At 75.6% G+C, this 15,527-nt stretch carries 1 protein-coding gene; it reads right to left on the bottom strand.

All coding sequences use genetic code 11. From position 1 onward, the window contains the following. Nucleotides 1–39 precede the first annotated feature (39 nt). Entirely contained in the window at nt 40–15,468 is a 15,429-nt protein-coding gene (locus tag QWJ13_RS14000; protein WP_316524370.1) for an SDR family NAD(P)-dependent oxidoreductase, read from the bottom strand. Nucleotides 15,469–15,527 lie beyond the last annotated feature (59 nt).

Raw genomic sequence — 15,527 nt, 5'->3', positions numbered from 1 at the left:
CGTCCGGGCTCTGCGCCCGCGCCGTGTTCCCGCCCGCCGTCACAGCTCCTCCTCCAGTCCGCCCTGGTCGTCGAGGGCCAGGTTCAGCAGGCTCTCGATGTCCATCGCGTCGATCGACTCGCCGCCCTCGCCGCCGTCCTCCGTCGCCTCGGCGGCGGACTCGGCCTTGAGCCCGGCCAGTTCGAGCAGGCTGTCCAGCAGGCCGGCGTCGCGCAGTCGGGCCAGCGGGATCGCGCCGAGCGCCTGGCGCACGGCGGCCTCCTGTCCGTCGCCCGCCGCGCCCTCGGCCGGGGCCAGCTCGGCCTCCAGGTGCCGGGCCAGCACCTGCGGGTTCGGGTAGTCGAAGATCAACGTGGCCGAGAGCCGCAGCCCGGTGGCCTCGTTGAGCTGGTTGCGGAACTCCACCGCCGTCAGCGAGTCGAAGCCGAGCTCGCTGAACGCCCGGTCCAGGGCCACCTCGGCGACCCCGAGCACCCCGGCCGCCTGGGCGCCGACCAGGTCGAGCAGCAGCGCGATCCGCTCCTCGCCCGCCAGCTCGGCCAGGCTGCGCCGCAGCGCGGCCGAGGCGGTGGAGGCGGCCTGCGCCACCCGCCGCGAGGACGAGGAGCGCACCAGCCGGCTCAGCAGCGGCGGCACCCGGTTGCCCTGGGCCATCGCCGCCAGGTCGAGCCGGGCGGGCATCAGGACGGCTTCCGCCCGGCCGACCGCGGCGTCGAACAGTGCCAGACCGGCTTCCTCGCCGAGGCTCGCGACACCCGACTGGGCCATCCGGCGGCTGTCCGCCTCACTGAGCCGGTCCGCCATGCCACCGCTGCCCGACCACGCGCCCCAGGCCAGCGAGGTGGCCGGCAGGCCGACCGCCCTGCGGTGCAGGGCCAGGCCGTCGAGGAAGGCGTTGGCCGCCGCGTAGCTCGCCTGCCCGGGGCTGCCGAGCAGGCCGGCCGCCGAGGAGAACAGGACGAACGCCGACAGCTCCCGGTCCTTGGTCAGCTCGTGCAGGTGCCAGGCCGCGTCCACCTTGGGGCGCAGCACCGCGGACAGCCGCTCGGGCGTCAGCCCGGCGAGCATCCCGTCGTCCAGGACGCCCGCGGAGTGCACCACCGCGGAGACCGGGTAGCGCGCCAGCACGCCGGCCAGCTCCTCCCGGTCGGCCAGGTCGCAGGCCAGGATGTCCACCTCGGCGCCCAGGCCGGTCAGTTCGGCCCGCAGCTCGGCGGCGCCGGGCGCCGCCTCGCCGCGCCGGCTGAGCAGCAGCAGGCTCTCCACCCGGTGCTCGGTGACCAGGTGGCGGGCCACCAGGCGGCCGAGCGCCCCGGTGCCGCCGGTGAGCAGCACCCGGCCGCGCCACTCGACGGGGGCGTCCAGGACGGCCTTCGCGGCCCTGGTGAGCCGGGGCGCGTGGAGCGCGCCGGAGCGCACCGCGAGCTGGGTCTCACCGGTGGCGACGGCGGCGGGCAGCAGCTGCCACCCCGGGTCCGCCTGGTCGTCGGCGTCGTGGTCGTCCAGGTCGACCAGCACGATCCGGTCGGGGTTCTCCGACTGGGCCGTACGGATCAGGCCCCAGGCCGCCGCGGCGGCGAGGTCGGTGACGTCCTCACCGGCCCGCGAGACCGCGCCGCTGGTGGCCACGACCGCCGTCGCCGAGGCGAACCGCTCGTCGGCCAGCCAGGACTGGAGGCGGCCGAGCAGGGCGGCCAGGCCCTCGTGGACGGCCCGCGGCTCGTCGCCGCCCGCCCAGGGCAGCACCAGGACGTCCACCGGGTCGGCCAGTGCCGCGAGTTCGTCGAGGTCGGCGACAGTGCTGACGGTGGCGACCCGCGTCGCCAGGGCGTCCAGCAGGCGCCGCCGGTGGGTGCCGAGCACCGCCCAGTGGCCGCCCGAGGGCGCCGTGCCGGCGGTGACGCCGGTCCACTCCAGGGCGAACAGCGAGTCGTTGCCGCCGGTACCGGCCGTCGCCAGCCGGTCCACCGCGACCTCGCGCAGCACCAGCGACTCCACCCGGGCCACCGGGGCGCCGGCGCCGTCGGCGAGCTCGATCCGCACCGCGTCGGAGCCGGCCGGGCTGATCCGCACCCGCAGCGCCCGGGCGCCGACGGCGTACAGCTCGACCCCGCTCCAGGCGAACGGCAGGCTCATCCGCTGCGCGGCGCCGGCCCGCAGGCCGATCGCGTGCAGCGAGGCGTCGAACAGGGCCGGGTGGATGCCGAACCGGTCGGCCTCCACCGGGAGTTCGACCTCGGCGAGGACCTCGTCGGCCAGTCGCCAAGCGGCCTTGAGGCCCTGGAACAGCGGGCCGTACTCGGCGCCCAGCTCGGCCAGGCGCTCATAGGTGCCGGTCAGGTCGAGCGCCTCGGCGCCGGCCGGCGGCCAGGCCTGCGGGGTGCCGGGTTCCGGGGCGGAGGCGGCCCGCAGCAGACCGGTGGCGTGCGCGGTCCACGGGTCCTCGTCCCTGGTCCGGGAGTGGACCTGGAACGTCCAGGCCCCGGCCTCGGCCGGGCGGACGGCGCACTGCAGGCGGACGGTGCCCTGCTCGGGCAGCAGCAGGGGTTCGGCGATGGTCAGCTCTTCGACCGCGCCGGCCCCGAGGTCCGCGCCGGCCGCCAGGGCCATCTCGACGAAGGCCGCGCCGGGCAGCAGCACCACGCCGCCGACCGCGTGGTCGGCCAGCCAGGGGTGGCTCTGGAGCGAGAGGCGTCCGGTGAACAGGGTGCCCTCGCCGCCGGCCAGGTCCACGGCGCTGCCCAGCAGCGGGTGGTCCGTCGTCGCCCGGTAGCCGGCCGGCTCACTGGCCATCCAGTACCGGCGGCGCTGGAAGGCGTAGGTCGGCAGTTCGACCGGGGCGCCGGTGGGCAGCAGTCGCGCCCAGTCCACCTCGGCGCCGTGGACGTGGAGGGCGCCGAGGGCGGTGAGCACCGCCGCCGACTCCTGCCGGTCCTTGCGCAGCAGCGGGATCAGCGCGGCGCCGTCGCCCTGGCCCTCGGCCAGGGTCTCGGCGGCCAGGGCCGTCAGCACCCCGCCCGGGCCGACCTCGACGAAGCGGCGTGCGCCGGCCTCGGCCAGGGCCCGGACGCCGTCGGCGAAGCGCACCGCCTCGCGGACGTGGCGCACCCAGTACTCGGGCGAGCACAGCTCCTGCTCGGCGGCCTGTGCCCCGGTCAGGGTGGAGACGATCGCGATCCGCGGCGGGTGGTACTCCAGCCCGGCCGCGATCTCGCGGAACTCGGCGAGCATCGGCTCCATCAGCGGCGAGTGGAAGGCGTGACTGACCGTCAGCTCCCGGGTGCGCTCGAAGCGTTCGGCGATCGCCCGGACGGCCCCGGCCTCGCCGGAGACCACCACGGAGCTCGGCCCGTTGACCGCCGCGATGCTCACCTCACCGGTCAGCAGCGGCTCGATCTCGGCCTCGGTGGCCTTGATCGCGACCATCGTGCCGCCGGCCGGGAGCGCCTGCATCAGCCGGCCGCGGGCGGCGACCAGTCGGGCGGCGTCCGCCAGCGACCAGACGCCGGCCACGTGGGCGGCGGCGAACTCGCCGATGGAGTGCCCGGCCAGCAGGTCGGGGCGGATGCCCCAGGACTCCAGCAGCCTGAACAGCGCGACTTCGAGCGCGAACAGGGCGGGCTGGGTGTACTCGGTGCGGTCCAGCAGCTCGGCCGAGGCCAGCGCCTCGCGCAGCGGGCGGTCCAGCAGCGGGTCCAGCTGCTCGCAGACCTCCGCGAAGGCGGCCGCGAAGGCCGGGAAGGCCTCGCTCAACTCCTCGCCCATGCCGACCAGTTGGGAGCCCTGGCCGGAGAAGAGGAAGGCGGTGCGGCCCGCCGTGGCGGTGCCGAGCGCCACGCCCGGCGAGGTCCGGCCCTCGGCCAACGACCGCAGGCCGCGCAGCAGTTCGTCCCGTTCGGTGCCGCTCACCGCGGCCCGGTGGACGTGGTGGCCGCGGGCGGTCGCCAGCGCCGCCGCGACCTCGCGCGGGTCGAGCTCGGCCCGCTCCTCCAGGTGGCCGAGCAGCCGCTCGGCCTGCTCGCGCAGCGCCTGCGGGCTGTGGCCGGAGAGCAGCAGCGGGGCCTGGTGCTCCGGAGCCGCGACGGCCTCCTCGGTGGCCTCCTCCACGGGCGCGGCCTCGATGACCACATGGGCGTTGGTGCCGCTGATGCCGAAGGAGGAGACGCCGGCCCGGCGCGGGTGCTCGGACTCGGGCCACGGCTGCGACTCGGTGAGCAGCCGGACGTGGCTGTCCGTCCAGTCGACGTGCCGGGACGGCTCGTCGACGTGCAGGGTCTTGGGCAGCACCCCGTGGCGGATCGCCTGGACCATCTTGATCACGCCGGCCACACCGGCCGCGGCCTGGGTGTGCCCGATGTTGGACTTGATCGAGCCCAGCCAGAGCGGACGCTCCTCGGTGTGCTCGCTGCCGTACGTCGCGATCAGGGCCTGGGCCTCGATCGGGTCGCCCAGCGTGGTGCCGGTGCCGTGCGCCTCGACCAGGTCGACCTCCCCGCCGGACACGCCCGCGGCCGCCAGCGCGCGGCGGATGACCCGCTGCTGGGCGGGGCCGTTGGGGGCGGTGATGCCGTTGGAGGCGCCGTCCTGGTTCATCGCGGTGCCGCGCACCACGGCCAGCACCTGGTGGCCGTTGCGGCGGGCGTCGGAGAGCCGCTCCAGCAGCAGGACGCCCGCGCCCTCGCCGAAGCCGGTGCCGTTGGCGGCGTCCGCGAACGGGCGGCAGCGCCCGTCGCGGGACAGCCCCCGCTGGCGGCTGAACTCGACGAAGGTGCCCGGGGTGGCCATCACCGTCACACCGCCGGCCAGGGCCAGGGTGCAGTCACCCTGGCGCAGCGACTGCACCGCGAGGTGCAGCGCGACCAGCGAGGAGGAGCAGGCGGTGTCCACCGTCAGGGTCGGCCCCTCCAGGCCGAGGGTGTACGCGACCCGGCCGGAGACCACGCTGCCGGAGCCGTAGCTCTCGAAGTAGTCGTGGTACATCAGGCCGGCGAACACACCGGTCGAGCTGCCGCGCAGCGAGGCCGGGTCGATCGAGGCCCGCTCCAGCGCCTCCCAGGAGGTCTCCAGCAGCACCCGCTGCTGGGGGTCGGTGACCAGCGCCTCCTCCGGGTCCATGCCGAAGAACTCGGCGTCGAAGTCGCCCGCGCCGTACAGGAACGCGCCGTTCTTGGCGTAGCTGGTGCCGGGGCGGTCCAGGGTCGGGTCGTAGAGCGATTCGAGGTCCCAGCCGCGGTCGGTGGGGAACTCGCCGATGGCGTCCACCTCGCCGACGACCAGCTTCCACAGGTCCTCGGGCGAGTTGACGCCGCCGGGGTAGCGGCAGCTCATCCCGATGATCGCGATCGGATCGTCGTCGCCGCCGACCGGCGCGGCGGCCTGGACCGGCGCGGCCGTCAGATTGCCGACCAGCTGTTCGAGCAGGTAGCCGGCCAGCTCGCGCGGGTTGGGGTAGTCGAACACCAGGGTGGCCGGCAGCCGCAGCCCGGTGGCCGCCGCGAGGCCGTTGCGCAGCTCGACCGCGGCCAGCGAGTCGAAGCCCAGCTCGCGGAAGGCCCTGTGCGCCTCGACGGCGTCGGCCGAACGGTGCCCGAGCACCGAGGCGGCCTGGGTGCGCACCAACTCCACCAGGACGGGGCCGCGTTCGGCCTCGGCCAGGGCGGCCAGCCGGCCGCGCAGCGAGTCGGCGCCGGCGGCGGGCTGCCCGGAGGCGGCCTGGCGCCGGGTGCGCACCATGGCGTGGAACAGCGGCGACAGGGCATCGCCCTGGGCCCGCAGCCCGGCCGGCTCCAGCTTCATCGGCAGCACAGCGGGGTGCCGGGAGTGCAGCGCCTCGTCGAACAGCGCCAGGCCCTCGTCGGTGGCCAGGGCCGCCACGCCGCCCCGGGAGATCCGGGACAGGTCGGTGTCGTCCAGCGTGCCGGTCATCCCGCTGGCCTGCGCCCACAGGCCCCAGGCCAGCGACTGGCCGGGCAGGCCGAGCGACTGGCGGTGGGCCGCCAGGGCGTCCAGGAAGGCGTTGGCCGCGGCGTAGTTGGCCTGGCCCGGCGAGCCGAGGGTGGCGGCGGCCGAGGAGAACAGCACGAACGCCTTGAGGTCGAGGCCCTCGGTCAGCTCGTGCAGGTGCCAGGCGGCGTCCACCTTGGGGCGCAGCACGGTGTCCAGCCGCTCGGCGGTGAGCGAGGAGAGCACACCGTCGGCGAGTACCCCGGCGGCGTGCACCACCGCGGTCAGCGGGTGCTCCGCCGGGACGGCGGCCAGCACCTCGGCCAGCGCCGCGCGGTCCGCGACGTCGCAGGCGGCGGTGGTGACCTCGGCGCCGAGCTCGGTGAGCTCGCTGACCAGCTCGGCGGCGGCGCCGCGGCGGCTGAGCAGCAGCAGGTGCCGTACGCCCCACTCGGTGACGAGCCGGCGGGCGATCAGGGTGCCCAGGGCGCCGCTCGCGCCGGTCAGCAGCACGGTGCCCTCGGGGTCGAGCGCCAGCGGCTCCTGGTCGGCGGCCGGTTCGGCCCGGACCAGCCGGGGCAGCCGGACGGCGCCGTCGCGGATCGCCAGGTGCGGCTCACCCACGGCGGTGGCGGCGGGCAGCAGCGCCTCGGAGGCCGGGGCCTGGTCGAGTTCGACCAGGACGATCCGGTCCGGGTTCTCGGTCTGCGCGGAGCGGACCAGGCCGGCCACGGCCGCACCGGCCAGGTCGGGGCCGGTGGCGACCAGCACGGTGGCGTCCCCCGCCAGCTGCTCGCGCAGCCGGTCGAGGACGGTGTGCACGGCCGCCCGGACCTCGTCGGCACTGGTGCCGGCCGGGCTGCGCAGCACCACCGGCTGGTGGGCGGGGTCGACGGCCGGGGTCGGCGCGGCGATCCACTCCACCTGGTAGAGCCCGCCGGCCCGCGCCGACTTGGCGGCGGCGGCGAGCTGTTCGGCGGGGATCGGGCGCAGGGCGAGCGAGCCGACGCTCGCCACCGGCGCGCCGCCGGCGTCGGCGAGGGTCAGCTCCACGGCGCCGCCCTGGTCGAGCGGCTTGACGCGGACCCGCAGGTCCTTGGCGCCGGCCGCGTGCAGCCGCACCTCGGACCAGGCGAACGGCAGCAGCGCCTCGTCCTCGGCGACGCCGGTCAGGCCGACCGTGTGCAGGGCGGCGTCCGACAGCGCCGGGTGGAGGCCGTAGCCGTCCACCTGCTGGCCGAAGGACACCTCGGCGTAGACCTCCTGGCCCAGGCGCCAGGCGGCGCGCAGGCCCTGGAAGGCGGGGCCGTAGCCGAGTCCGGCCTCGGCGAGCTGCTCGTACAGCCCGTCGAGGTCGATCGGCTCGGCGCCGGTGGGCGGCCAGACGGTGAGCTCCGGCGCGGCGGGGGCGCCGGCCGGGGCGAGCATGCCGTCGCCGTGCAGGCTCCACGGCAGCTCGTCGCCCTCGCTCTCGGGGCGCGAGTAGATGCCGACCGGGCGGCCGGCCTCGGTGGCCGCGCCGACGACCACCTGGAGCTGCACCGCGCCGTGCTCGGGGAAGACCAGCGGGGCGTGCAGGGTGAGGTCGGCGACCCGGCCCAGGCCCACCTCGTCGGCGGCCTGGAGGGCCAGTTCGAGGTAGCCGGTGCCGGGGAACAGCAGCGCCCCGCCGACCACGTGGTCGGCCAGCCACGGGTGGGTGCCGAGCGAGAGGCGGCCGGTCAGGATGGTGCCGTCGGTGTCGGCGCGGGTCATCGCCGCGCTGAGCATCGGGTGCTCGGTCTGGGTGAGGCCGGCCGAGGTGACGTCGGCGTTGCCGGAGACGCTGTCCAGCCAGAACTGCTCGTGCTGGAAGGCGTAGGTCGGCAGCTGGACGCGGCGCGGGCGCAGGCCCTCGAAGAGCCGCTTCCAGTCGACCGCGACGCCGTGGGCGAAGGCCTCGCCGAGCGCGGCGGCGAACCGGGCCGGGCCGCCCTCCTCGCGGCGCAGCGAGCCGAGCGCCCGGACGCCGTCGAAGGTCTCCTGGAGGCCGACGGTGAGCACCGGGTGCGGGCTGCACTCGATGAACACGCCGTGGCCCTTGGCGACGGCGGCGCCGGCGGCCTGCTCGAACAGCACCGTCCGGCGCAGGTTGGTGTACCAGTACTCGGCGTTCAGCTCGGTGGTGTCGATCGGCTCGCCGGTGACGGTCGAGTAGAACGGCACCTCGGCGGGGCGCGGCGAGACGTCTGCCAGGGTCTCCAGCAGCCTGGTGCGGATCGACTCGACCTGCGCGGAGTGCGAGGCGTAGTCCACCGGCAGCCGCTTGACCCGGACGCCCTCGTCCTTGAGCTGCGCCTGGAGGCTGTCCAGGGCGTCGACGAAGCCGGCCACCACGACCGAGCCCGAGCCGTTGCGGGCGGCGACGGAGAGCCGGCCGTCGTACGCGGCGAGCCGCTCCTCGACCTGGTCGACGGGCAGCGCGACCGACATCATGCCGCCCCCGCCGGACAGGTCCTGGGCGATGGCCTGGCTGCGCAGGGTGACGATCCGGGCGCCGTCCTCCAGGGACAGCGCGCCGGCCACCACGGCGGCGGCGATCTCGCCCTGGGAGTGCCCGATCACCGCGGCGGGGCGCACCCCGTACGAGATCCAGGTCTTCGCCAGCGAGACCATGACGGCCCAGAGCAGCGGCTGGACGACGTCCACCCGGTCCAGCGGGCCGTTCAGCTCGGCGAGCATGTCCCAGTCGGTGAACGGCGCGCAGGCGGCGGCGCACTCGGCCATCGCGTCCGCGAACACCGGTGAGGCGGCGATCAGTTCGGTGGCCATGCCCTGCCACTGGGAGCCCTGGCCGGGGAACACGAAGACCGGGCGGGAGCCGCCGGCGGTGCCCTCGACCAGGCCGGGGGCGGTGCGTCCGGCGGCCAGCGCGGCCAGCGAGTCGCGCAGTTCGGCCAGGTCCGCGCCGGTGATGGCGGCGCGGTGCTCGAAGTGGGCCCGGGTGGTGGCCAGGGCGTGGGCCAGGTCCGCGGGGGCGAGCCGCGGGTTGGCGTCCACGAAGGCCAGCAGCCGCTCGGCCTGGGCGGGCAGCGCCGCCCGGGACTTCGCGGAGAGCAGCCACGGCGCCGGGGTGGGCGCCTGGTCCGTCTCGGGCTGCTCGGCGGCCGGCTCGGTGACGGCCTCGATGATGGTGTGGGCGTTGGTGCCGCTGATGCCGAAGGAGGAGATGCCGGCCCGGCGCGGGCGGTCGAGCTCGGGCCACGGCTGGGCCTCGGTCAGCAGCCGGACCTCGCCGGCCTCCCAGTCCACGTGGCTGGAGGGCTCGTCCACGTGCAGGGTCTTGGGCAGTACGCCGTGGCGCATCGCCTGGACCATCTTGATCACACCGGCGACGCCCGCGGCGGCCTGGGTGTGGCCGATGTTGGACTTGATCGAGCCCAGCCACAGCGGCCGGTCCGCGGTGCGGTCCTGGCCGTAGGTGGCCAGCAGGGCCTGGGCCTCGATCGGGTCGCCCAGGGTGGTGCCGGTGCCGTGCGCCTCGACGACGTCGACGTCGCCGGTGCCCAGCCCGGCGTTGGCCAGGGCCTGCTCGATCACCCGCTGCTGGGACGGCCCGTTGGGGGCGGTCAGGCCGTTGGAGGCACCGTCCTGGTTGACGGCGGTGCCGCGGACCACGGCCAGCACCTGGTGCCCGTTGCGCTTGGCGTCGGAGAGCCGCTCCAGGACCAGGACGCCGACGCCCTCGCCCCAGACCGTGCCGCCGGCGCCGGTGGCGAACGGGCGGCACTGCGCGTCGGGGGCGAGCGCGCCCTGACGGCTGAACTCCACGAACGGGTCCGGGGTCGACATCACCGCGACGCCGCCGACCAGGGCGAGGGTGGACTCTCCGCCGCGCAGCGACTGGGCCGCGAGGTGCAGGGCCACCAGCGAGGAGGAGCAGGCGGTGTCGATGGACAGCGTCGGGCCTTCGAGGCCGAGGGTGTAGGCCACCCGGCCGGAGACGATGCTGCCGCTGCCGAAGGCGCCGAAGTAGTCGTGGTACATCACGCCGGCGAACACGCCGGTGCGGCTGCCCTTCAGCGAGACCGGGTCGATCCCGGCGCCCTCCAGGGCCTCCCAGGAGCTCTCCAGCAGCAGCCGCTGCTGGGGGTCCATCAGCAGTGCCTCGCGCGGCGAGATCCCGAAGAACCCGGCGTCGAACTCGCCGGCGTCGTGCAGGAACCCGCCCTCGTGGACGTAGCTGGTGTCGGGGCGCTCGCGGGTCGGGTCGTAGATCCGGTCGATGTCCCAGCCGCGGTTGTCCGGGAAGGCGCTGATCGCGTCGTTCTCGCCGATCACCAGGTCCCACAGCTCCTGCGGCGAGGTGACCCCGCCCGGGTAGCGGCAGGCCATGCCGACGATCGCGATCGGCTCGTCGGTCCGGGCGGCACTCGCCCGGGCGGCCTTGCGCGGGCCGGACTTGACGCCGCTGAACTGGGTGGCCAGGTAGCCGGCCAGCGCCTCGGGCGACGGGTAATCGAAGACCAGGGTGGCGGGCAGCCGGTTCCCGGTCTCGGCGGTCAGGGCGTTGCGCAGTTCGACGGCGGCCAGCGAGTCGAAGCCGAGGTCCTGGAAGGCCCGGCCCGGGTCGATCGCCTCCGCGGAGGCGTGCCCGAGCACGGCCGCGACCTGCACCCGGACCAGCTGGAGCAGCGCGTCCGCGCGCTCCTGCTCGCCGAGTTCGGCCATCCGGTCGGCGAAGGAGAACTCCGAGCCCGCGACCGCCGACGCCTCGCGGCGCACCGTACGGCCGACCAGGGAGCGGAACACCGGGGCGAGCGCGGCGCCCTGGCGGCGCAGCGCGGCCAGGTTCAGCCGCACCGGGGCGAGGGCCGGCAGCCCGGTGGCCCGGGCCAGGTCGAAGAGCGCCACGCCGTCCTCGGCGGACAGCTCGGTCATGCCGCCGCGCGAGATCCTCGCCCGGTCGGTCTCCTCCAGGGAGCTGGTCATGCCGCCGACCGGGGCCCAGGGGCCCCAGGCCAGCGAGAGGGCGGGCAGGCCGAGCGCGTGGCGGCGGGCGGCGAGCGCGTCCAGGAAGGCGTTGGCGGCCGCGTAGTTGCCCTGGCCCGGTGCGCCGACCACGCCGGCGACCGAGGAGAACAGCACGAAGGCGCGCAGCGGGGCGTCGGCGGTGAGCTCGTGCAGGTGGAGGGCGCCGTCCACCTTGGGGCGCAGTACGGCGTCGACACGCTCGGGGGTCAGCGAGGCGACCACACCGTCGTCGAGCAGACCGGCGGCGTGCACCACGGCGGTGAGCGGGTGCTCGGCGGGGATGTCCGCCAGCACCTCGGCGAGCGCGGCCCGGTCGGCCACGTCGCAGGCGCGGACGGTGACCTGGGCGCCGAGGGCGGTGAGTTCGGCGGTCAGCTCGTCCGCGCCGCCGCGCCGGCTGAGCAGCAGCAGGTGGCGGGCGCCGAGGGTGGTGACCAGGTGCCGGGCGAGCACCGGGCCGAGGCCGCCGGTCGCGCCGGTGAGCAGCACGGTGCCCTCGGGGTCGAGCTCCGGCGCGGCCTCGTCGGAGAGTTCGGCGGCGCTCAGCCGGGCGGCGTGGGCCGCGCCGGCGCGGATCGCGACCTGCGGCTCGCCGCTGGCGAGGACGGAGGCGGCGAGCGCGTCGGCGTCGGCCTCCGGGTCGAGGTCCAGCAGCACGAAGCGGTCGAGGCTCTCGGACTGCGCCGAGCGCAGCAGGCCCCACACCGCGGCGCCGGCCAGGTCGGCGATCTGCTCGCCGGCGATCGAGAGCGCGCCGCGGGTGACCACGACCAGCGGGCGCGGGTCCTCGTCCTGGGCGGCGGCCAGCGCCGTGTGGACGGCGGCCCGGACGGCCTGGGTGTCGTTGCCCGGCGCGCTGTGCAGCAGCCGGTAGCCGTCTTCCTCCGACGCCTCGTCCGTCGTCTCGGGCAGCTGGATCGGGCTCCAGCCGAGCCGGAACAGCGCGTCGTTCGAGGGGCCCTGCTGACGCAGGTTGGTCAGCGGGCGGGAGGCCAGCGAGGTCACCGAGGCGACCGGGGCGCCGGTGGCGTCGGCCAGGTCGACGGCGAAGGAGTGCGCTCCGGTGGCGCGCAGCCGTACCCGCAGCACCGAGGCGCCGACGGCGTGCAGCGAGACGCCGGAGAACATGAAGGGCAGTCGGGCGGTCTCGTCGTCGGAGCCGTCGCCGAGCAGGGCCAGCGCGTGCAGCGCGGCGTCGAAGGCGGCCGGGTGCAGGCCGAAGCGGCCGGCGTCGGCGGCCGGGCGCTCGGCCAGGCGGACCTCGGCGAACAGTTCGTCGCCACGCTGCCAGGCGCCGTGCAGGGCCTGGAAGGTGGGGCCGTAGTGCAGGCCGGAGGCGGCGTGCCGCTCGTAGAGGCCGGCCGTCTCCAGCGCCTCGGCGCCGGCCGGCGGCCACTCGGTGAGGCGCTCGCCGGTGCCCGCGGGGGCCTGGCCGAGCAGGCCGGAGGCGTGCAGGGTCCAGGGCAGTTCGGCGGCGGCGCTCTCGGCGCGCGAGTAGACGCTGACGGTACGGCTGCCGGCGGCGTCGGGGGCGCCGACGGTGACCTGCACCCGGGTGCCGTCCTGCTCGGGCAGCACCAGCGGCACTTCGAGGGTCAGCTCCTCCAGGTGGCCGCAGCCGACCTGGTCGCCGGCCCGGATGGCCAGTTCGACCATGGCGGTGCCGGGCACCACGACCCGGTCGCCGACCACGTGGTCGGCCAGCCACGGGTGGGTGCGCACCGAGAGGCGGCCGGTGAGCACGGCGCCGTCGGAGTCGGCCAGCATGGTGGCCGCGCCGAGCAGCGGGTGCTCGGTGGAGTCCAGGCCGACGGAGGCGACGTCGCCGACCGAGGCCGGGACGTCGACCCAGAAGCGGGTGCGCTGGAAGGCGGTGGTGGGCAGGTCGACCCGGGCGGCGCCCTGGAACAGGGTGCCCCAGTCGGGCGAGCTGCCGCCGATGTGCAGCTGGGCCAGCGCGGTGAGCAGGGTCTCCGTCTCGGAGCGCTCGCGCCGGGTGGCGGCGGCGAGCACGGCGTCCTCGGAGTCCAGGCAGCCGCGGGCCATCGCGGTCAGGACGGCGTCGGGGCCGAGCTCCAGGAAGCGGCTGACGCCCGCGGCCTCCAGGGCCCGGACACCGTCGTGGAAGCGCACGGCCTCGCGGACGTGGCGCACCCAGTACTCCGGGTCCGCCAACTCCTCGGTCGCCAGCGCACCGGTGACATTGGAGACCACCGGAACGCTCGCCCGCCCGTACGACAGCCCCGACACCACCGCGCGGAACTCCGCCAGCATCGGCTCCATCAGCGGCGAGTGGAACGCGTGGCTGACCTTCAGCCGCTTCGTCTTCTCGAAGGACTCCGCGATCCGCAGCACCTCGGACTCGACACCCGAAATCACCACCGCACGCGGCCCGTTGACCGCCGCGATGCCCACACCCTCGGTCAGCAGCGGCAGCACCTCGGCCTCGGCGGCCTGCACCGCCACCATCGCGCCACCCGTCGGCAGCGCCTGCATCAACCGGCCCCGGGCCGCCACCAGACGGCACGCGTCCGCCAGCGACAGCACACCCGCGACATGGGCGGCCGCCACCTCACCGATCGAGTGACCGGCCAGGAAGTCCGGCACCACGCCCCAGGACTCCACCAGCCGGAACAGCGCCACCTCGAAGGCGAAGAGCGCGGCCTGGGTGGTGGCGGTCTGGTTCAGCGGCTCGGCGACGGCGGCGAAGACGAGGTCCTTGAGCCCCTCGTTGAAGTGCCCGCAGACCTCGTCGAAGGCCTGCCGGAAGGTCTCGAACTCCTCGTACAACTCCCGGCCCATGCCCGGACGTTGGGAGCCCTGGCCGGTGAACAGGAAGGCCGTCTGGCCCTTGACGGTACGGCCCTGGAGCACCCCGGGGGCGCTCTCGGCCAGCGCGGTCAGGCCGGCCCGCAACTGCTCGCGGTCCCGGCCGAGCACCACGGCCCGGTACTGCTGGGCGGTCCTGGTGGTGGCCAGCGAGAAGGCGGCGTCCACCGGGTCCAGGGTGTCCGCCACCGCGGCCAGTCGCAGCGCCTGCTCGCGCAGGGCCTCCGGGGTGCGCCCGGAGAGCAGCCACGGGATGGTCGAGGGGGCGCTCACCGCGGCGCGCTCGACGGCCTCCTCGGCGGGGGCCTGCTCGATGATGGTGTGGGCGTTGGTGCCGCTCGCGCCGAAGGAGGAGACGGCGGCACGGCGCGGGCGCTCGACCTCGGGCCAGTCCCGGGCCTCGGTGAGCAGCTTGACCTCGCCGGCCGTCCAGTCCACCTTGCCGGCGGGGTTCTCCGCGAACAGGGTCTTGGGCAGCACGCCGTGACGCATCGCCTGGACCATCTTGATCACACCGGCGACGCCCGCGGCGGCCTGGGTGTGGCCGATGTTGGACTTGATCGAGCCCAGCCACAGCGGCCGGTCGGCCGTACGGCCCTGGCCGTAGGTGGCGAGCAGCGCCTGGGCCTCGATCGGGTCACCCAGGGTGGTGCCGGTGCCGTGCGCCTCCACCACGTCGACGTCCGCGGTGGACAGCCCGGCGCTGGCCAGCGCCTGACGGATCACCCGCTGCTGCGAGGGCCCGTTGGGCGCCGTCAGACCGTTGGACGCGCCGTCCTGGTTGACGGCGGAGCCGCGGATCACGGCCAGCACCTCGTGCCCGTTGCGCCGGGCGTCGGAGAGCCGCTCCAGCAGCAGCATGCCCGCGCCCTCGCCCCAGCCGGTGCCGTCCGCCTCGTCGGCGAAGGACTTGCAGCGGCCGTCCGGGGACAGCCCGCGCTGCCGGCTGAAGGCGATGAACGCGCCCGGGGTGGACATCACCGAGACGCCGCCGGCCATGGCCAGGGTGCACTCGCGCTGGCGCAGCGCCTGCACCGCCAGGTGCAGCGCCACCAGGGCGGAGGAGCAGGCGGTGTCGATGGTGACCGCGGGCCCCTCCAGGCCGAGGGTGTAGGAGATCCGGCCGGCCATCACCGCCGCCAGCACGCCGGTGCCGAGCGCCGCCTCCGGGTCCTTCGGCAGCTTCGCCAGCACGTCGCGGTAGTCCTGGCCGTTGGTGCCGGCGAACACGCCGATCCGGGCGCCGCGCACCGAGTCCGGCGCGATGCCGCCGCGCTCCAGCGCCTCCCAGGCCACCTCCAGCAGCAGCCGCTGCTGGGGGTCCATCAGCAGCGCCTCGCGCGGCGAGATGCCGAAGAAGTCCGGCTCGAAGTCGGCGGCGTCGTGCAGGAAGCCGCCCTTCAGCACATAGCTCTTGCCGGACGCGTCCGGGTCCGGGTCGAGGATGGCGTCGCCGTCCCAACCGCGGTTGTCCGGGTAGTCCGTGACGGCATCGGTGCCCTCGGCGACCAGCCGCCAGAGCTCCTCGGGGGTGGTGACGCCGCCGGGGTAGCGGCAGCTCATCGCCACGATGGCGATGGGCTCCTTCTCCTCGGTCTCCACGTCGCGCAGCCGTTGCCTGGTCTGGGCCAGGTCGGCGGTGACCCTCTTGAGATAGTCGAGCAGCTTGTCATCGTTGGTCATCGAGTGTCGCCACTTCTGTGCGAAAGATTCAGCCTGCGTGCGGGGCGTGGACGGCGCGG

The organism is Kitasatospora brasiliensis, assembly GCF_032654805.1.
Lineage (GTDB): Bacteria > Actinomycetota > Actinomycetes > Streptomycetales > Streptomycetaceae > Kitasatospora > Kitasatospora brasiliensis.
Note: the sequence above shows the minus strand (reverse complement) of the source record. Positions and strands in the feature narration are given on the sequence as shown.